Source organism: Sinomonas sp. ASV486 (assembly GCF_030908215.1).
In the GTDB taxonomy this organism is placed as follows: domain Bacteria; phylum Actinomycetota; class Actinomycetes; order Actinomycetales; family Micrococcaceae; genus Sinomonas; species Sinomonas puerhi.
In genome coordinates, this window is sequence record NZ_JAVFJK010000001.1 from 116,302 (window position 1) to 135,597 (window position 19,296).

Sequence of the window (19,296 nt, forward strand, 5' to 3'; positions counted from 1 at the left end):
GACAGTCCAAGGGCGCGAGCCCCTTGTCTGGTGTCTTCTGGCTGGCAGTTGTCTACCAGTTGAAGGGCACGAGGTCGGGGCCGACAATGTGGCCGCCTGTGCCCGGATGGGCCTGATCGTGCACGAAGTGGCCGCCGTACCACAGGACAACGTCCTGCCCATCCACAGATTCGCTGTTCAGGAACTTGTCGATGTCAGCGCGTGACACATAGGGATTCGTCGAGAAGCCGTGTCCATCGTCGATTTCGCCGGCGTGGTATCGCAGTACCCACAGATCGCCCGCGCCGAAGGCATCCGCGGTGCCGTCGTGGGGGCCGGGTTGAATGGTGTAGCCCATGAATGTCCCCTTGTTGCGCACACGCCAGTGTCTGTTGTGGGCTGCGTCCCTCGTCCGGCGGATCTCGTATTTCTTCGTGTGCCAATGGGTGCCAGGGATGATTGGCGGGTTGTTGTATTCCTCGACGACGTTGTTGCCTGGTGTGATGATGTCGAAGTCGAGTCTCCAGTAGGCGTGGTGGGTGTGGACCTTGCAGGTGCATGGATTGGCGACTGCCGCGAATCCGAAGCGGGGTTGGATGGTGCCGTTGTCAAGGAGATGCCATTCGGAGATATACCTGTACCAGCCAGCTTGAAGCTGGCTGACCAGCCTCAATCCCCCGTTGTGGTACCACAGGGCTACGCCGCGGAAGCCTCCTCCGTCGTGACCGCTGTCCAAGATCGTCTGCGGCGGGATCGTGCAGAGCCGCCATCCAGGACCGACCGGCTCGCTTCCGACTGCCTCGAAGCAGGTCTCGCTGTTCTGCCAGTCTCGATAGGTGGGACCACAGCCTGCGCGCACGCCCGCACCCCCGTACTCGACGTTCAGGATGGGCACGTGAGCCCGGTGGAGGACGCGCCGTCCCTTGTAGTCGACGTATCGGAGCTCGATTCCGGATCCGTTGGTCCCCGACGATGCTTCGGGTCGGACCACGACAAGATCCCACAACACGGCCGAGCCCCTCAGGACGCGTACCCTCACCTGGTCGCGCCCCGCCGACGGCTCGCATCCTCCTTCCGCCGGCGTCGCCTCGCAATTGTCCGACGTCGGATGGGCCACGCCCGCTGGCTCGTGGATGACGGAACCGTCAGCGAGACGCACCCCGATGATCCTGTGTGCCAGGTCGCCGCTTTCTCCTCGAAGCCCGACGGCGATGACCCGCTGTCTAGTCCCGTCGGGCTCAGGGCTGTCTAGAACTGGCGGCATGGGCCGGTAGGGGGTGAGGCCGTGCGCGTCGACGAGTTCGGCAATTCGGGGGTCTCGCAACGCCAATTCGACGGCCTGACCGTACTCGTCCTCGCTCGCGAGCAGCAGGAAGTCCGAGGGGCGCACCGAGACCGATTCCAGCTCATCCACTCGGCCGGAAACGTGGGCTGAGCGGCAGGTGCGGGCATTGTGGACGACCGCTTCGAATCCGGCGCGGTCGGAGTCCTTGTCCGAGAGCTCGAGGTTGTGGACGGACAACTCGGCATCGCCGAGGACGGCTCGAACCGCCGGGTGCTCAAGCAGTGCCATGCGGGTCGCCGAGATAGCTGGCTCCGGATCGTAGGGCTCCACGGTGATCCGCAGGCCGCTCTCTTGCTCCGTCATCACTTCCGCTTCTTTGCTCGAAAAGTTGGTGCATCTGCAAGTGCATGAAATAGATCACACGCGGCATTATTCGCGCGTTATCGGTGGGCGATCGGAGCGGGTCTTGACTCACGCCGGAGACCGCTCAAGGATCGTGGATAGGGCGTTGACCCCGCGTCCCACTCTTTCGAAGGAAGGCAGCACCATGTCTGGAAAAGTCGTGCACTTCGAGATCCCCGCGGACGACGGCGACCGCGCCAACCGCTTCTACACCGAGGCCTTCGGCTGGAACATGATGGCGGTCCCTGGGATGGACTACACGATGGTCGGAACCACGCCCAGCGATGAGAACGGCCAGCCCACCGAGGCCGGCGGCATCAACGGAGGCATGTTCGTCCGGAGCGAGGAGTTCCCGCCCAAGGAGCCGGTGATCACGATCGACGTCGAGGATATCGACGCTTCCCTGGCCAAGATCGCCGAACTCGGCGGGAGCACCATTTCCCCGAAGCTGCCTGTTGGGGAGATGGGCTTCGCCGCGTACTTCAAGGACACCGAGGGCAACGTTCTCGGGCTGTGGGAGAACGCGCCGCAGCAGGGATAGGCCACAGCAGGAATAGACGGGACGCGCAGCCAGCCCTGATTCAACGGAAGTCCCGGCTCGAGGTCTTCGCCCGCAGGGGAAGGGCCTCGAGCCGGTCCGCGACCAGGTTGGTGACGCCCTCCTTGGAACGTTCGAGCATGCCGCGGATCACCATGGCCGGTGCCGCCTGCGCGATGCGCCGGTACCGCGTCCAGACTCCCGTGCTGCAGACGATGTTGAGGATTCCTGTCTCGTCCTCGAGGTTCATGAACGTGATGCCCTGCGCTGTCTGAGGCCGCTGCCGGTGGGTCACGACGCCGGCCGCCTCGACTCTGCTCCCCGGATTCGCCGTGCGCAGCTGGTCGATGCGCAGGACGCCGCGCGCGTCGAGCCGCGGGCGGGCGTGGCGGAGCGGATGGTCATCGGTGGCGACCCCCGTGGCCCACAGGTCGTACGCCACGGCATCCTCGGCGCCGAGTTCAGGCAGCAGCGGAGGCTGGACATACGGCTGGGACCCGGGAAGCTGGCCCGGACGCTCGAGGGCCGCCGCGCCCGACTGCCACAGGGCCTCGCGCCTCGTGAGGCCGAGCGAGTTGAGGGCACCCGCGGACGCAAGCGACTCGAGCTGCTCGGCTGAGAGTCCCGTCCGCCGGGACAGCTCGGCCAGCTCCCGGAAGGGGCCCCCAGCCTCTCGCTCGGCCACGATCCTCTCGGCGAGGTCCTGTCCGATGCCCCGCACGCTCCCGAGCCCGAGCCGCACCGCACGGGCGGTGTCCCGGCGGTGCGCGAGGGTCTCGTCCTGCGCCTGCGGATCGAAGGGCCCGACGGGCGGCTGCACGCGCTCGAGGCACGCATCGAGACCGGCAGCCGGCCCGGAGACATTGTGCTGGAGGGCATAGTCCTGCGGTGAGCCTGCTGACGAGCCGCTCCCGGGTGAGCCGACCGACTCGGGCGAGCCGTCGCCGTCGTGCGCTCCGTCGAGCTCTTCGAGCGAGGCGTCCGCGAGCGAGCGGAGGATGTCCGGGCGGAGCACGACGACGCCGTGGCGCCTCGCGTCCGCGACCAGCGTCTGCGGGGAGTAGAACCCCATCGGCTGAGCCCGCAGGAGCGCTGCGAGGAAGGCCCCCGGATAGTGCAGCTTGAGCCACGAGCTCGCGTACACGAGCACGGCGAAGCTGATCGAGTGGGACTCGGCGAAGCCGAAGTCGGCGAACGCCGCGATCTGGGTGTAGATCCCCTTCGCCTCCTCGGGGCTCAGCCCGTTGGCGGCCATGCCCGCGAACAGCTTCTCCTTGAGACTCCCGATCTTCTCGACCCCGCGCTTCGAGCCCATGGCCCGGCGGAGCAGGTCGGCGTCCTCGGCCGTGCAGCCGCCGATCGCCATCGCCATCTGCATGAGCTGCTCCTGGAAGAGCGGGACGCCGAGCGTTCGCGCGAGCACCGGCTCGAGGAGGGGATGCGGGTAGGCGATGTTTTCCTCGCCGGCGCGCCGCCGGATGTAGGGATGGACGGCCCCGCCCTGGATCGGGCCCGGGCGGATGAGCGCGATCTCGACCACGAGGTCGTAGAACTCCCTGGGGCGCAGCCGCGGAAGCGTGCTCATCTGCGCCCTCGACTCGACCTGGAACACGCCGACCGAGTCCGCCCTGCACAGCATGTCGTAGACCGCTGGCTCTTCCTTCGGGATGTCCTCGATCCGCCAGCGCTCGCCGAAGTGCTCGTCAATGAGGTCGAAGCAGTACTGGAGCGCGGCGAGCATGCCGAGGCCGAGCAGGTCGAACTTGACCAGGCCCATCCACTCGCAGTCGTCCTTGTCCCACTGCAGGACCGTGCGGTTCTCCATGCGGGCGTGCTCGATGGGCACGACCTCGCCCACAGGCCGCTCGGTCAGGACCATCCCGCCCGAGTGGATGCCGAGGTGGCGGGGGTAGCCGAGGAACTGCTCCGCCAGGGCCACGACGCGCGCAGGGATGCCGTCGGCGTCGTCGGATCTCCCCTCGGAGAGCGCGTCCCACCGCTCGAGCCGCTTGGACCATGCGTCCTGCTGCCCCTGCCCGTAGCCGAGGGCCTTCGCGGCGTCCCGGACCGCATTCTTGGGGCGGTAGCTGACCACGTTGGCCACCTGGGCGGCGTTGGTGCGGCCGTACTTGGCGTAGACGTGCTGGATGACCTCCTCGCGTCGGTCCGAATCGAAGTCGACGTCGATGTCCGGCTCCTCCTCGCGCAGGCTCGAGAGGAACCGCTCGAACGGCAGCTGGTAGGCGATGCTGTCCACGGCCGTGATGCTCAGGAGATAGCAGACGGCGGAGTTGGCCGCCGAGCCGCGCCCCTGGCAGAGGATGCCCCGGCTCCGGGCGAACTGCACGATCTCGTGCACGATGAGGAAGTAGCCCGGGAAGTCCTTCTTCTCGATCACGGCGAGCTCCTTCTCGATGCGCTCGCGGACCTCCTCCGGGGGGACTGGGCCGCGCCACGCCGCGCCGGGCACCCCATAGCGGTCCTCGAGCCCGCGCTCCACGAGCTCACGGAGGTGGGACATGGGCGTGTGCCCGTCGGGGACGTCCTGCTTGGGCAGCTTGGGGCGGGCGGAGCGGAGCGGGAAGGCGAGCTCGTCTGCCAGGCGCACCGTGTTCTCGACCGCGCCGGGGTAGCGGGCAAAACGCTCGGCCATCTCCGCGCCGCTGCGCAGATGTGCGCCGTCGCTCGCCGGCAGCCAGCCGTCGAGCTCGTCGAGGCTGCGCCGTGCGCGCACGGCGGCGAGCGCCGTCGCGAGCGGGTGCCGCGAGGGCTCGGCGAAGTGGACCGCGTTCGTGGCGACGCAGGGAAGGCCCAGACGCCGGGCGATATCCGCGAGGGCATCGTTGTGGGCGCTGTCGAGCGGATTCCCGTGGTCGAAGAGTTCGACGGCCACCCCGTCGGTGCCGAACAGCTCGACGAGCCCCTGGACCGCGAGCTCCGCCGCCTCCTCGCCGTGCTCGCGGAGCGCCCGCCGCACCGCTGACTTGCGACATCCCGTGAGCACGACGCAGTGCCCGCGCAGGCGTTCCGCAACCTCCTCGAGGACGTACACGGGGCGCCCCTTCTCCGCGCCGCCCGCGAGCTGGGCCGCCGTGATGGCCCCTGCGAGCCGGTGGTAGCCGTCCTCCCCGCGGGCGAGCACGAGGAGGTGCTCGCCCTCCGGATCAGGCACCCCGTTCTGGGGACCCGAGAGGCCCATCGACAGCTCGGCGCCGAAGACCGTGGCGAGGCCGTAGGCCTCCGCCGCCTCGGCGAGCCGCACCACCCCGTAGAAGCCGTCGTGGTCCGTGATGGCGAGAGCATGCAGGCCGAGGCGTACCGCCTCCTCGACGAGCTCCTCGGGCGACGACGCTCCGTCGAGGAAGCTGTAGTGCGAATGGACGTGAAGCTCCGCGTAGGGGACGGCCGCCGTGCTGCTGGGGACCGGCAGCGGGATGTAGGGCCCGCGCTTGCGGGACCACGCGGGGCTGTCACCGCCGTCGTGCTCGATGGGCTTCCGCCCTGCTTCAGTCCGCCCTGAACCGCTGCGGCCCGGGCCGGTGCTCCCCGAACTGCCGCGCAGCTCGTCGGCACTCACCTCCTTGCCCTCGAGGATGTCGTGCAGCTGCTGCCAGGGGATCGGCGGGTTGCTCCAGCCCATGTGGGCCTCCTTCCTTCAGCGTCCCTTCAGTCCCTCATCTGGATGAGGGGCCTTACGTGGCCGTCAGTCGTAGCGGGCCTCGGCCCACCAGCTACCGTCCTCCCCGAGCAGGAGCCAGGCCTCGCCGTCGCCGTCGAGGATCTGGAACCGCTCGGCCCGGCGTCCCTCGGCCGCGTCCCACCACCGCTCGCGCAGAGGCCATGGTCCGGCCCAGCTCCGGACGGCGCGTCTCCTCGCCCCCGCAGCGGGCACGAACCACGCTGGCGCCGCCGAGAGGCCCCCGCGGGCGCCGACCCCGAGGGGGAGTCCATCGTCCCCGAGCAGGGTCACCGGCGGCGGCTCGGAGAACACCGTGGCCGGAAGGGGTGGCGGCACCGACCCTGGCCACGGACGCGACGCACGGTCTGAGGTGCCCAGCGGCGGATCCTCGCCCCACGGCACGAGGAGGCATCGCTCTGCCAGAAGCCTCCCGCCGGCAGCGGCGGCATGGAGCACCGAGCCGTGGCCCAGCATGGTCTGGAGCCGGTGGAGGCCATGGTCCAGCCGTTCGTCGACACCACCGAACAGGGCCTGGGCTCGGCGGCCGAGCAGATCGACCCGTTCGGGGAGCAGACGGACCTGGACCACGGGTGCCCCGAGGGCGTCTCCGGTGGTGCGCCAGGCCGTCCGCTCCCGCGGGCGGGGCGAGGGGTCCTGCCCGGACTGCAGCTGCCACCGGACGCGCTCTACAGCGTCGCCGGGAGAGAACTGGTGGGGATGGCCCCAGGATCGCTCGGAGCGGGCACCGGAATCGTCGGTGATCTGCACGCGCAGCAGGGTGCAGGCAAGGCCCGCGTGCATGAGCCCGGCGACGAAGTCCTCGGCGACCGGTCTGAGGGCGAACGCTATCTGGTCGACCCGTGTCAGCCCGGGCTCGAACTCCGCGGTCCTGTCGAGCGGTGCTGGGGGGACGCGGGGCACGACGGCGCGCGGGTCCCGTCCGCTGGCCCGGGCGTGGGCCGCGAGCCCCTCGGCCCCGAACCGGGATCGGACCTCGGCGGCGGGAAGGTCGGCGAAGTCCCCGAGCGTGCGCAGGCCCAGGCGTGTGAGAAGGGAGGCCAGCCTCGGGTCGCCGAGGGCTGCGACCGGCAGAGGGGAGAGGAATGCGGCAGACGCCCCGGCCCCGATGACCCGAAGGCCGGAGAGCTCATGGGTGCTCCGCGCCGCCTGCTCGGCCGCGAAGACCGAATCGGCAATTCCGGCGCGGGCCTCGAGCCCGAGCCCGGATGCGCCCTCGAGAGCGGCGCCGCCCGCGGCCTCCTCGCTCCCGTAGTACCTGGCCGCGCCCCGGGCCCGTACGGCGCACAGGCCTGGACGGAGGATCTGGACGCCCGGTACGGCGGTCTCGAGGGCTCTGACCACAGGGTCGAATTCCCGTTCCGCGCGCGCGGGATCGGCCGGGACGGTGACGAGCTCGGGGCACCGGACCTGCGCTTCCCGGACCCGCAGCCCGCGGACCACTCCGGCAGTCCGGGCGTCGGCGGAGCAGACAGCGACCAGACCCTTGTCGATGACGGCCGCCGCTGCACCCTCAGGCACCTCCCCGGCCAGCTGGGCCGCCACCAGCGGCCAGTCCGGGAACCACACCACAAGCGCCCTCGGCGTTGCGGGACTCATCCCGCCGCCCCGATCCTTCCGGCCAGATCCCGCTCCTTGCGGACGGCATCTGGCAGCCCCGTGCTCGGCCATCCCGCATCCGGCCGCGCCGCTGCGCCTGGAAGTCCAGCACCACTCGTCGGTCCGAACTCCACGGTGCCGGTCCGTTTCCGGCCACGCTGGTTCAGCTCGAGGCGGACCCGGTGCCGCGCCAGATGCCCGTGCCCATGGCCCAGGCCCTCCCAGCTCGAGCTGCTGGCCGTCAGGCGCCCTTCGCTCTGGGGCCATGTGCCCAGGACGAGCAGGACCCCGCCCCTCTCGCGCAGCCGGGACCCGAGCCGCGACGCGTCGCTCGGCCGCACGGTTCCCGGAGGGCGCACGAGGACGAGGGGAAGCACCTCGACGAGGGCGCCGACGGCCGCGGTCCAGTCGTCCCCGGGGTCTGGTACGAGGACGAACCGGTCGAGGTCCACGCCGAACCCGGCGGCGGCCTCCGCGCCGAAATCCTGCACCCCGGCGGCCCCACACCACTGCCCCTCGGCAGACGCCCCAGCTAGGAGTGCCATCGCCACGGACAACGGCGTCTCGAGGGAGTACGCCGCACCGCCGCGGAGGCCGTCGGGGAAGAACGGGGAGAAGCAGGGAAGGACGGGGTAGGACCCTTCACGGTTCCTTCTGCCCTGGAGTGAATGGATGCGTTCCTGGAGCTCGCGCAGCGTCCCGGCCGCGGGGGCGCCCACGGAAACCACATCGGAGCTGAATGCGAGTGACATGCTTCAATTATCGAAAATATGTTCGAAACAGTCAATCGGGCGGAGTCGGCTCATGGACCCGCCCAGCCGTTAGAGTTGGGGCGTGAAGTACGCCAAGTCCGTCGTCGAGCTCATCGGCCGCACGCCCCTCGTCAAGCTGAACAAGGTCACCGAAGGCATCAAGGCGACGGTCCTGGTCAAACTCGAATACCTCAACCCCGGTGGCTCCATCAAGGACCGGATCGCACTGAAGATGATCGAGCAGGCCGAGGCAGACGGCAAGCTCCTCCCCGGCGGCACCATCGTGGAGCCCACGAGCGGCAACACCGGCGTGGGCCTGGCCCTCGTGGGGCAGCAGAAGGGCTACAAATGCATCTTCGTGGTCCCGGACAAGGTCGGCGAGGAGAAGCGGGCGGTCCTTGCGGCATACGGTGCAGAGGTCGTCGTGACCCCCACCGCCGTGGCTCCTGATTCGCCTCAGTCCTACTACGGCGTCTCGGACCGCCTCGTGAAGGAGATCCCCGGCGCGTTCAAGCCGGACCAGTTCTCCAACCCGGGCGCCCCGGGAAGCCACTACGAGACCACTGGCCCCGAGATCTGGGCGGACACGGACGGCACGATCACCCACGTGGTCATCGGCGCGGGAACCGGCGGGACCATCACCGGGACGGGCCGCTACCTCAAGGACGTCAGCAAGGACCGCCCCGAGTCGGAGGGCGGCCAGGTCAAGGTCATCGGCGCCGACCCGGAGGGGTCGATCTACTCCGGCGGCACGGGCCGGCCGTATTTCGTCGAGGGCGTCGGCGAGGACATGTGGCCCGAGAACTACGACAAGTCGGTCCCCGATGAGGTCCTCGCGGTGAACGACGCCGAGTCGTTCGCCATGACCCGCCGGCTCGCCCGCGAAGAGGGCCTCCTCGTGGGCGGTTCCTCCGGCATGGCCGTCGTGGCAGCCCTGCGTGCGGCGAGGGACCTGCCCGAGGAAGCGGTCGTCGTCGTGATCCTGCCCGATTCGGGCCGCGGCTACCTTGCCAAGATCTTCAACGACGACTGGATGCGCTCCTACGGCTTCCTCCCCGGCGAGGGGGAGCGGACCGTCGGCGAACTGCTCAAGGGCAAGACCGGTCAGATGCCCGACCTCATCCACACCCACCCCAACGAGACGGTCCGCGACGTCATCGACATCATGACCGAGTACGGCGTGAGCCACCTCCCCGTGCTCTCGGCCGAGCCGCCCGTGGTCATGGGCGAAGTCCTCGGCGCCGTCGACGAGCGCGCCCTCTCCGCCAGGCTGTTCCGCGGCGAGGCCAAGCTGACCGACAAGATCTCCGAGCACATGGGCGAGCGGCTGCCCGTCATCGGCTCGCTCGAGGGGCAGGCCGCCCTGCAGGCGATGCTGAGCGAGCAGGACGCCGTCATGGTCACCTTCGTCGGTGCGCCCGTCGGCATCCTGACCCGCCATGACCTCCTGGCCAACCTCAACAAGTAAGGTGACGCAGTATGGGTGAGCGCAGCGAACACAACCAGCAGAGCGGACAGATTCAGCGGGCCGGCTTCAACACGCGTGCCGTCCATGCCGGCCAGGAGTTCGAGCCGCGCACGGGCGCCGTCGTGCCCCCGCTGCACTTCTCCTCGACGTACGCCCAGGACGGGATCGGAGGCCTCCGGTCCGGCTACGAGTACGGCCGCGGCGGCAACCCGACCCGCGATGCGCTCCAGGAGCAGCTCGCCGCGCTCGAGGGTGGCAACCACGCCTACTCATTCGGCTCCGGCCTCGCCGCCGAGGACGCCCTCATCCGCGCCCTGTGCTCGCCCGGTGACCGGATCGTCCTCGGCAACGATGCCTACGGCGGCACGTACCGCCTCATCTCCAGGGTCCTCGGCCCGTGGGGCATTGCGAACCGGCCCGTGGACATGTCCGACCTCGACCGCGTGCGCGCGGCGGTGTCCGCCGGAGGCACGGACGAGACGCGCCTCGTGTGGGTCGAGACGCCGTCCAACCCGATGATGAAGATCTCTGACATCACGGCGATCGCAGACATCGCGCACGACGCCGGGGCCCTCCTCGTGGTCGACAACACCTTCGCGTCTCCCTACCTGCAGAACCCGCTCGCCCTCGGCGCGGACATCGTGGTCCACTCGACGACCAAGTACATCGGCGGGCACTCCGACGTGGTGGGCGGCGCCGTCGTGGTCAACGACGACGAGCTTGCTGAGAAGGTCGGGTTCGTGCAGTTCGCGGTGGGCGCGGTGTCCGGCCCGATGGACGCGTTCCTGACCACGCGCGGGCTCAAGACCCTCGGTGTGCGCATGGAGCGCCACTCGGAGAACGCCCAGAAGATCGCCGAGTGGCTCGTGGGCCGCCCCGGCATCGAGAAGGTCCTGTACCCGGGGCTCCCGGACCATCCCGGCCACGGGCTCGCGGCGAAGCAGATGCGCCGCTTCGGCGGCATGATCTCCGTCCAGTTCTCCGGCGGCGAGGAGGCGGCCCGCAAGGTCGCCGAGTCCACACGCCTGTTCACGCTCGCGGAGAGCCTCGGCGGGATCGAGTCGCTCATGAACTACCCCTCGGAGATGACGCACGCCTCGGTCAAGGGCACCGAACTGGCCGTTCCGGTGAACCTGCTGCGCCTATCCGTGGGCATCGAGGACGCCGATGACCTCATCGCAGACCTCGACGCGGCCATCGCACGGCTCTAGCCCGTTCTATCGAACCCGCCCACCCTAGAGGACTCCTTCCATGCCGCAGACCTCACCCGCGAAGCCGTCGCTCACCCAGGCGCCGTGGTTCCGCCCGGCCGCGTTCGGCGTGGGCGCCGTCGTCGTGCTCGCCCTCGTGGTGCTCGCCGCGAAGCTGCTGCGCGGCACCCAGGCCGTCTCGGACTTCATCGCGACCTACCCCGGGCACGCCCCCCTGCCGGACTGGGCCCCTGAGGGCCTGCCTGCCTGGCTGAACGTGCTGCACTTCCTCAATCTGATGTTCCTGGTCCTCATCGTGCGCTCGGGCCTCCAGGTGCGCTTCACCACACGCCCGCAGGGCTACTGGAAGCGCAACAACAAGGGTCTGGTCAAGACGAAGGGCCAGCCCAAGAAGATCAGCCTCGACCTGTGGTTCCACCTGTGCCTCGATGCCCTGTGGGTCCTCAGCGGGATGGTGTTCTTCGTGCTCATGTTCGCCACGGGGCACTGGGTCCGCCTCGTCCCGACTACGTGGAGCATCTTCCCGCACGCGCTCTCAGCGGTGATCCAGTACGCCTCGCTCGACTGGCCGCTCGAGGACGGCTGGCTGAACTACAACGCCCTCCAGCAGCTGACGTACTTCCTGGTCGTGTTCATTGCCGCCCCGCTGGCGATCGTCACGGGCCTGCGCATGTCCGGCGCATGGCCCACCAACCAGAAGGCGCCGCGGCTCAACAAGGCCTACCCCCTCGAGTGGGCGCGCGCGGTGCATTTCCCGGTCATGGCGTTCTTTGTGCTCTTCGTCATCGTGCACGTCTTCCTCGTGCTCACCACGGGGGCCCTGCGGAACCTGAACCACATGTTCGCCTCGCATGACGGCGACGACTGGCTCGGGTTCATCCTGTTCGCCGTGGGAGTGCTCGTCGTTGTGGGCCTGTGGTTCCTTGCACGGCCCCTGTTCCTTCGGCCGGTGGCCTCGCTCATGGGCACGGTGACGCGGAACTAGCCCTCGAGCCCGGGTGCCTCGTGCCTGAGCCACTCCGACGCGATGTACCAGCGGCGGTCCCGCTTCTCGCAGTCGAGGGACGCTGTGCCGGAGAGCTCGAGGTCGGTGCCGTCCGTCGTCGTGCCGTCGACGGACCAGGCCAGGCGCACATATGCGCGTGCGCCATCCTCGAAGATGTCCTGGACCCGGAACTGCATCGGCAACCCTAGCCTCATGCGGTCCTCGATGTCCTCGGCGGGGGAGACCGGGTGCGTCTCGTTCCAGACCGGTACGATCCGTGCCGAGTCGAGGTACAGGCCAAGGAGGAGCGCCGGGTCCCGGCGGCGGTAGCCGTCGACGAAGGAGGCGCACAGCTCCTTGAGGGTCCCTGCCCCCGCGCCCCGTGGTCCGCGTTCCGCAGGTTCTCCGCGCGCGGTCGTCTCGCCGATCATGTCTTCTGTTCCTCCTGATGGGGCCGCCTCTCGATCCCCGAAAGGAGGAGAGCACGTGCAGCCAGCCGCATGACGCGGAATCGGGCCGTGCGCGCCACACCTCACGCCGCCGGGGTCCGTTTGCCAGAATGGCAGGATGAGCCATCGGACTCCGTTCCTCCCGGCGCCAGGGCACCGCCTTCGTCTTGCCGAGTTGGGTGTCCTCGACCGGCGGCGCACGCTGGTGGGGTTGGTGATCGCCGTCGTACTGCCGCTCGCAGTCCAGCCTGCGGCCCTCTGGCTCGTGGGCGAGGACCGCAGCGGCCGCGGGCTCGTGACCGTCGTCCTCTTCCAGATGCTGGCCACCGTCGTGGTGGCGCTCGTCGGCGGACTCTGGCCAGCTGTCCTGGCCGCGGTGGTGGCCAACCTCGCCCTGAACTGGTTCGCCACCGAGCCTTTCGGGAGCCTGAGCGTTGCTCGGCCGGAGGCGGCGCTGGGGCTCGTCGTTTTCCTCGTCGTCGCGTGCACGATCGCGCTGGCTGTCGGTGCCGCGGCGCGTCGCTTCGAACAGGCGACTCGGGCCGCCGCCGAGGCCGGCGCGATGAGCGACCTCGCGCTCGGCATCCTCGGATCCACGGGAGGAATGGACGAGTTCCTCGAACGGGTGCGCTCTGCCCTCGGACTGCGTGCGGTGGCCCTTATCTCCCGGGGCGTCGCCGGAGGCACACGCGGGGCTGACGGCGGCGAACGCGATGACGGCGTGGGAGGAGCCGGCCGGAGCGGCTCTCCTGGCCGCACGGGACACGGCAGGGCCCTCGCCGATGCGGCCCGGACGGTGTCCGGCTGGGACGTCGTGGCGACGGCGGGGGAGGCGCCGCCCATCTCGCATGCAGCGGCGGATGATGCCGTGGCGCCTGACGGCTACTACACCCTCCTCGTGGGCGGCCATTCGCTCGACGACGGCGAGCGGCGGACGCTCAAGGCCTTCGGGGTGTACCTCGTGGCCATGCGCGAGCGGGCCCAGCTTGCGCGCAGCCGGGAGGCCAACCGGCGGCTCGAGGAAGGCAATTCGATCAGGACTGCGATCCTCCAGGCCGTCTCGCATGACCTGCGCACCCCCCTGGCGGGCATCAAGCTCAGCGTGAGCAGCCTGCGTCAGTCCTCGGTCGACTTCACGCCCGAGGAGGAAGCGGAGCTCCTGGGCACCATCGAGGACTACACGGACCGCCTTTCCCACGTGGTGGACAACCTCCTGGACATGTCCCGCATCTCGGCGGACAACGTGCGCCCGCTCCTGAGGCCCGTCGCGTGGCGTGAGGTCGTGTCGCGCGGGGTCGCGGGCCAGGAACGGGTCGTGGACCTCATCCCCGCCAATGCCCCTGCCGTCGAGGCGGACCCGGTGCTCCTCGAGCGTGTGGTCGCAAACCTTGTCGAGAATGCGCTGCGCTACGCCCCGGAAGCACCCGTCGAGATCACGTCCCGTAGCGGCGTCGAGGATGCAGACGGCCGTCCCTGCGGGGTGCTGAGGGTTGTGGACCACGGTGAGGGCATCCCGCCCGAGGACCTGCTGCTCGTGTTCCGCCCCTTCCAGCGGCTCGGCGACGACACCGCGAAAGGCGGCGTGGGTCTGGGGCTCGCGGTGGCCAAGGGTTTCGTCGAGGCCATGGGTGGGCGCATCGAGGCCGAGGAGACGCCGGGGGGCGGGCTCACGATGTCGGTCGCCCTTCCCCTCGCTCCGGGCGTACCGCCCGGCCGGGCGGTGTCCTCGGGCCCGGAGACCAGGGGGACTAGCGCATGAGCCCGTCGGGCAGGGCCGCACCGACCACCGTCCTCGTGGTGGAGGACGAGGCGCAGTTCGCCCGCGCACTCCAGATCAACCTGCGCGTCCACGGCTACGAGGCGCTGACTGCGGCGACGGGGGAGGCGGCCCTCGAGATCGCGGCGGAGCGCCCGATCGACGTCCTCGTCCTGGATCTCGGCCTTCCGGGCATCGATGGGATCGAGGTGATCCGCCGCCTGCGCGAATGGACGGACCTCCCCATCATTGTGCTGTCCGCGCGCCACGGGTCGGAGGACAAGGTCGAGGCGCTCGACGCCGGTGCCGACGACTACGTGACCAAGCCGTTCGGCCTCGAGGAACTCCTCGCACGGCTCAGGGCGGCCGCACGGCGCGGGCCGCGCGTGGGCGAGGTGCCCCGCGTGCAGACAGGAGACCTGAGCGTGGACCTCGCGGCGCGCCGCGTGCTGTTCAAGGGGGCCGACGTGCGCCTGACCCCCACCGAGTGGAACATCCTCGCGCTCCTCGTGCGCCGCGCGGGCCAGCTCGTGACCCAGCGGGAGATCCTCACCCAGGTGTGGGGACCCGCGTACGAGAAGGAGACCCAGTACTTGCGCGTGTATCTGGCCCAGCTGCGCCGCAAGCTCGAGGACGATCCGGCTCACCCGCGCCACCTGCACACCGAGGCAGGCATGGGCTACCGCTTCGACCCGTGACAGGGGCTACGAAGGACCAGCGAGGGTACCCTGTGGACATGAAGACCGCCCGCGTCGTCGCTGTCTGTCGAGTCCATCAGCTCCTGCCCGACGCCGGGTCGGTCGGCGTCACTGGAATCGACAAGCGCCCCGTCGAGGGCCCGGTCCGCGTCCGGCGGCTCGGTTTCTACGGCGATGTGCAGGCCGACCGGGCCAATCACGGCGGCGAGGACAAGGCCGTCTACGCGTATTCGGAGGACGACGCCGCCCTGTGGGCCCGTGAGCTCGGCCGCGAGATTCCCGCGGGCCTCTTCGGCGAGAACCTGAGGGTCGAGGGCATCACCGCGAGCAATGCCGTGATCGGCGAGCGCTGGCGCTTCTCGTCAGGCGCGGTGCTGGAGGTCACGATGCCCCGCATTCCGTGCGCCACGTTCGCCCGGCGCATGGGGGAGGACGGCTGGGTCTCATGGTTCACCCGGGCTGGCCTCTCCGGGGCGTACCTGAGGGTCGTCACCCCAGGGGACATCGGTGCTGGCACGACCTTCAGCGTCGAGAACATCCCCGGCCACGGGGTCCGTGTGGGCGAGTGGCTCGCCGAACCCACGCGCGAGATGGCACAGGCCCTCCTCGATGCCGAGGCCGAGGGGGACGTCCGGCTCGCCCCGGCGCTGCGGAGGTACGTCCTCACCGTGGCCGAGCGCGTCGCCGACTAGCGGTCGGCGCGAAGGGTGTGCTGAAGTTCACCCTCGCCCGACGGCGGGCGGCGAGCGGGCGGCGTCGTGCGTCCTGTATGATCTTTACATCCCCCACTTTCCGGAATTCCCTTTTCTGCCCAATTCTTGAGGCAGGACGGTAGCGTGTTGGGGCCCGCCGCAGAGCGGGCAATTGCATAGGGGAGTCCGGCTGAAGGAACGCTGTACGGGTGCATTGTGGTGCCGGACGCAGCGTAGAGCCCTGCCTGGGATTGAGAGAGCGCTGGGCTCGTTAACTGACCGACGAGCCCCCAGGCTCCCCAGAGCGAGGATACCCCTTGTCCGAAATGCTGTTCGAAGCCCCCTCCGAGACCCCCCAGATTCCCGAGCACACCGACTCTCCTGCCGCCGAGGTCACCGCCTCTGACGCCGAGGTCACCCCCGCCGCCGCTGAGGTCACCGCCTCTGACGCCGAGGTCACCCCCGCCACCGCCGAGGCCTCGAAGGCCGACGCGAAGTCCGAGGACGACGACGATGAGGGTGTTCGATTCACCGACCTCGGGATCGACGCCCGCATCCTCGCGGCCCTGACCGACGTCGGCTACGAGAAGCCCTCGCCCATCCAGGCCGCGACCATCCCCCTCCTGCTCGAGGGCCGCGACGTCATCGGCCTCGCCCAGACCGGCACCGGCAAGACGGCCGCGTTCGCCGTTCCCGCGCTGTCCCGCCTCGCGGAGCTGCACGACCTCAACGGCCCGTCCCGTTCCACGCAGGCCCTTGTCCTGGCTCCGACCCGTGAGCTCGCGCTCCAGGTCGCGGAGGCGTTCACCTCCTACGCCAAGCACCTCGAGGACTTCACCGTCCTGCCCGTCTACGGTGGCTCGGCATACGGCCCCCAGCTCGCTGGCCTGCGTCGCGGCGCCCAGGTCGTTGTCGGAACCCCCGGTCGCGTGATCGACCACATCGAGAAGGGCTCCCTCGACCTCTCCGGGCTTCAGTACCTCGTGCTCGACGAGGCGGACGAGATGCTCCGCATGGGCTTCGCCGAGGATGTCGAGCGCATCTTCCAGCAGACCCCGGACGGCCGCCAGGTCGCCCTGTTCTCCGCAACCATGCCCTCGCAGATCCGCCGTCTGTCGAAGCAGTACCTCAACATGCCGGAAGAGGTCTCGGTCAAGTCCCAGACCACGACCGGCACGAACATCCGCCAGCGCTACGTCCAGGTCATGGGCTCCCACAAGCTCGATGCCATGACCCGCATCCTGGAGGTCGAGGAGTTCGACGGCGTCATTGCGTTCGTCCGCACGAAGATGGCCACCGAGGACCTCGCCGACAAGCTCAAGGCGCGTGGCTTCCAGGCCGCCGCGATCAACGGTGACATCGCCCAGGCGCAGCGTGAGCGCACCGTCGAGGCGCTGCGCGACGGCAAGATCGACATCCTCGTCGCGACCGACGTCGCCGCCCGCGGCCTGGACGTCGAGCGCATCAGCCACGTCATCAACTACGACATCCCGCACGACACCGAGGGCTACGTGCACCGCATCGGCCGCACCGGCCGCGCGGGCCGCAAGGGCGACGCGATCCTCTTCATGACCCCGCGCGAGAAGTACCTCCTGCGCGCGATCGAGAAGGCCACCCGTCAGGCTGTCGAGCCCATGCACCTGCCGACCGCCGAGACGGTCAACTCGCTGCGCATGAGCAAGTTCGCGGACCGCATCACCGAGACCCTCGAGTCCCAGGACGTCGCGATGTTCCGCGACCTCATCGCCTCCTACGAGGAGGAGCACGAGGTGCCGGCGGCCGAGATCGCCGCCGCGCTGGCTGTCATGGTCCAGGGCGACACCCCGTTCTTCGTCAAGGAGCTCCCCTCCGCCCCCGAGTTCCAGAAGCGCGAGCGCAACAAGGACGGCTTCGGCACCCGCGGCCCGTCCCGTTCGCTCACCGAAGGCAATGCGACGTATCGGATCGCCGTTGGGCGCCGCCACCGCGTGATGCCCGGCTCGATCGTCGGCGCGCTCGCCAACGAGGGCGGCTTCAGCTCGAGCCAGATCGGCGGGATCGACATCCGCGCCGACCACTCGCTCGTCGAGCTTCCCGCCGATCTCAGCTCTGAGCAGTGGAAGGCCCTGTCGAAGACCCGCATCGGCGGCGAGCTCATCAGGCTCGAGCTCGACAACGGCCGCCGCCCCGCCCGCGCGGACGACGGCGACCGCGGCTCGCGCGGCGGGTTCCGCGGGAACCGCGGCGGAGACCGCGGTGGCTTCGGCGGCCGCGACCGCGACGACCGCGGCGGAGACCGCGGTGGCCTCGGCGCGCGCGGTGGCTTCGGCGGCCGTGATCGCGACGACCGCGGTGGCTTCGGCGGCCGCGACGACCGCGGCAACTTCGCTCCCCGCAAGCCGCGCCAGAGCAAGGACGGCAGCCGCGGCCGCCAGTGGTGACCGTGTGAATCAGTGGTGACCGTGTGAATCAGCGCTCCGGCGCCACTGGGCGCCTGCCTCTGACGAGGTGATCAACCCCCTTCGAGCCCGTTCCCGGGAGCCTTCCGGGAACGGGCTCGCTGCATTCCGCGGGCCGCGCAGGATACAGCCGCCCAAGCGCAGGTTGAAACGGTCGCGCTACGGCTCTCGGGCAGTCCCAAAGTCAGCCCCGTACCCGAAGCTTCATCGGCTGCGTGCGGAGCGCCTGCACCCCTCGATCCGGACGGAGAGGACAGCGTCGCCCGATTTGGTGAGGCTGCGGCCCGTCCGGTAAAGTATCTGTCTGTTGCCCCCCTAGCTCAGTGGTAGAGCGCCATCTTGGTAAGATGGAGGTCACGGGATCGATTCCCGTGGGGGGCTCTCTGGCGGTGTAGCTCAGCTGGTTAGAGCGCACGACTCATAATCGTGAGGTCCCGGGATCGAGTCCCGGCACCGCTACGGCGAATGGCCCCGGATTTCCGGGGCCATTGTCGTATCCGCAGTAGATCGGCCGATATAGAGAATGGGCCGACTGTGGCCGTGACACTGTTGCCTGGGTACCTTTTCCGCTACCTTGACGGTTCGCAAGGGACGCGCGCACCATGGGCAGTTAATCCCCCGTCTTTACGAAAGCGGTCCCGGCCATGCAGCAGACTCCCCAGCCCCAATACCGGCAGCCCTACGATCCGCAGCGCGCTGCAGCCGAGAGGCTCGAGGCGGCTATAGCGGTCACACGGCGCCTGTCGCGGTCGGCCGAGCGCTCGAAGTCGCTGTGGATGCTCTTCACGATCGGGGCGGCGGTGATCACCTTCCTCGGCCTTGTCGGGATCTCACCCCTCGTCTTCCTGCTGGGCGTCATGCTCTTCATCGGCGGTATGATCGGCTACGGCGCGGCGAGCCGGCGCGTACATGCTGCCGAGCTCGAGGAGGCCAAGCTGCGCGCGTTCAATCCGTGGCCCTCCTGACCGAGCATCGTCGCGCGCTCCGTTCCCTCCTGACCGAGCATCGTCGCGCGCTCCGTTTCCCCCTGTGCGTTGGGCCGAGGACGGGCGGGTCTTCCTGCATGATGCGCTGAGGGACCGGAGCGTCCTCGAGCTGTTCGCCCCGTAGTCCGGCTGCCTGCACGTTCGTCCCGCGCGCCGCGGCATGGTTCACGGTCCACTTCGTCCCGATCGGCGGCCCTCGGAAAACCGGGGGTCCTTTTCGTTTGCCCGAGATCGGGTAATGCCTTCCTCAAAGGCCCCTCAAGACGGGTCCGCTACACTCTGTCGGACCCGACGAGAGGAAAATATGACGGCAGCAACGACCCTAACCACAGCAGCGCCGGCCCGACCCCGCGCGGGGAGA

General features: G+C 69.4%; 14 protein-coding genes and 2 tRNA genes. 11 read left to right on the plus strand and 5 right to left on the minus strand.

The genetic code is table 11. The annotated features are described in order from the left end of the window. Window positions 1-52: 52 nt before the first annotated feature. The gene (locus tag RBS60_RS00495; protein WP_307955556.1) at window positions 53-1,627 is read right to left on the minus strand and encodes a hypothetical protein; all 1,575 of its coding nucleotides are present in this window, start codon (window positions 1,625-1,627) and stop codon (window positions 53-55) included. Window positions 1,628-1,811: 184 nt separating this feature from the next. Here RBS60_RS00495 and RBS60_RS00500 point away from each other — a divergent pair, with 184 nt between their 5' ends. Beyond that, the gene (locus RBS60_RS00500; RefSeq protein WP_307955557.1) at window positions 1,812-2,207 is read left to right on the plus strand and encodes a VOC family protein; all 396 of its coding nucleotides are present in this window, start codon (window positions 1,812-1,814) and stop codon (window positions 2,205-2,207) included. 40 nt (window positions 2,208-2,247) lie between these two features. Here RBS60_RS00500 and RBS60_RS00505 read toward each other — a convergent pair whose 3' ends face one another. The 3 genes from RBS60_RS00505 to RBS60_RS00515 form a co-directional block, all read right to left on the minus strand. Further along, window positions 2,248-5,844 (minus strand): error-prone DNA polymerase, encoded by a 3,597-nt coding sequence (locus tag RBS60_RS00505; protein ID WP_307955558.1) that lies wholly within the window; start codon window positions 5,842-5,844, stop codon window positions 2,248-2,250. A 63-nt stretch (window positions 5,845-5,907) separates the two neighbouring features. After that, window positions 5,908-7,500, minus strand: coding sequence for a DNA polymerase Y family protein (locus RBS60_RS00510; RefSeq protein WP_307955559.1), 1,593 nt, complete (start codon window positions 7,498-7,500; stop codon window positions 5,908-5,910). Continuing rightward, window positions 7,497-8,252: a hypothetical protein gene (locus RBS60_RS00515; RefSeq protein WP_307955560.1), complete on the minus strand. Its 756-nt coding sequence runs from the start codon at window positions 8,250-8,252 to the stop codon at window positions 7,497-7,499. The genes RBS60_RS00510 and RBS60_RS00515 overlap by 4 nt, the downstream gene beginning before the upstream one ends. Window positions 8,253-8,334: 82 nt before the next feature. Between RBS60_RS00515 and RBS60_RS00520 the strand changes: the two genes are divergently transcribed. Genes RBS60_RS00520 through RBS60_RS00530 form a run of 3 tightly spaced genes read left to right on the plus strand, consistent with a single transcriptional unit; the run spans window position 8,335 to window position 11,916 of the window. Continuing rightward, complete coding sequence (locus RBS60_RS00520) at window positions 8,335-9,720, plus strand: cystathionine beta-synthase (protein ID WP_307955561.1); 1,386 nt, start codon at window positions 8,335-8,337, stop codon at window positions 9,718-9,720. A gap of 11 nt (window positions 9,721-9,731) precedes the next feature. Next, window positions 9,732-10,931 (plus strand): cystathionine gamma-synthase, encoded by a 1,200-nt coding sequence (locus tag RBS60_RS00525; protein WP_307955562.1) that lies wholly within the window; start codon window positions 9,732-9,734, stop codon window positions 10,929-10,931. A 40-nt stretch (window positions 10,932-10,971) separates the two neighbouring features. Then, window positions 10,972-11,916, plus strand: a complete 945-nt coding sequence (locus RBS60_RS00530) for a cytochrome b/b6 domain-containing protein (protein WP_307955563.1) — start codon at window positions 10,972-10,974, stop codon at window positions 11,914-11,916. Here RBS60_RS00530 and RBS60_RS00535 read toward each other — a convergent pair. Continuing rightward, window positions 11,913-12,347: a hypothetical protein gene (locus RBS60_RS00535; RefSeq protein WP_307955564.1), complete on the minus strand. Its 435-nt coding sequence runs from the start codon at window positions 12,345-12,347 to the stop codon at window positions 11,913-11,915. The two genes, RBS60_RS00530 and RBS60_RS00535, sit on opposite strands and share 4 nt — an antisense overlap. A gap of 136 nt (window positions 12,348-12,483) precedes the next feature. Between RBS60_RS00535 and RBS60_RS00540 the strand changes: the two genes are divergently transcribed. The 7 genes from RBS60_RS00540 (at window position 12,484) to RBS60_RS00570 (ending at window position 18,914) form a co-directional block, all read left to right on the plus strand. Continuing rightward, window positions 12,484-14,124 (plus strand): ATP-binding protein, encoded by a 1,641-nt coding sequence (locus tag RBS60_RS00540; protein ID WP_307955565.1) that lies wholly within the window; start codon window positions 12,484-12,486, stop codon window positions 14,122-14,124. Further along, window positions 14,121-14,819, plus strand: a complete 699-nt coding sequence (locus RBS60_RS00545) for a response regulator (protein ID WP_307955566.1) — start codon at window positions 14,121-14,123, stop codon at window positions 14,817-14,819. The genes RBS60_RS00540 and RBS60_RS00545 overlap by 4 nt, the downstream gene beginning before the upstream one ends. A 38-nt stretch (window positions 14,820-14,857) precedes the next feature. Continuing rightward, the gene (locus tag RBS60_RS00550) at window positions 14,858-15,511 is read left to right on the plus strand and encodes an MOSC domain-containing protein (RefSeq protein WP_307955567.1); all 654 of its coding nucleotides are present in this window, start codon (window positions 14,858-14,860) and stop codon (window positions 15,509-15,511) included. 326 nt (window positions 15,512-15,837) lie between these two features. Further along, a complete protein-coding gene (locus tag RBS60_RS00555; RefSeq protein ID WP_307955978.1) occupies window positions 15,838-17,931 on the plus strand; it encodes a DEAD/DEAH box helicase in 2,094 nt (697 codons plus the stop codon). Between the two features lie 327 nt (window positions 17,932-18,258). Next, window positions 18,259-18,330 (plus strand) — tRNA-Thr (locus RBS60_RS00560). Between the two features lie 4 nt (window positions 18,331-18,334). Then, window positions 18,335-18,408: transfer RNA gene (locus RBS60_RS00565), tRNA-Met, on the plus strand. 185 nt (window positions 18,409-18,593) lie between these two features. Beyond that, the gene (locus RBS60_RS00570) at window positions 18,594-18,914 is read left to right on the plus strand and encodes a hypothetical protein (protein WP_307955568.1); all 321 of its coding nucleotides are present in this window, start codon (window positions 18,594-18,596) and stop codon (window positions 18,912-18,914) included. Window positions 18,915-19,296: the final 382 nt, after the last annotated feature.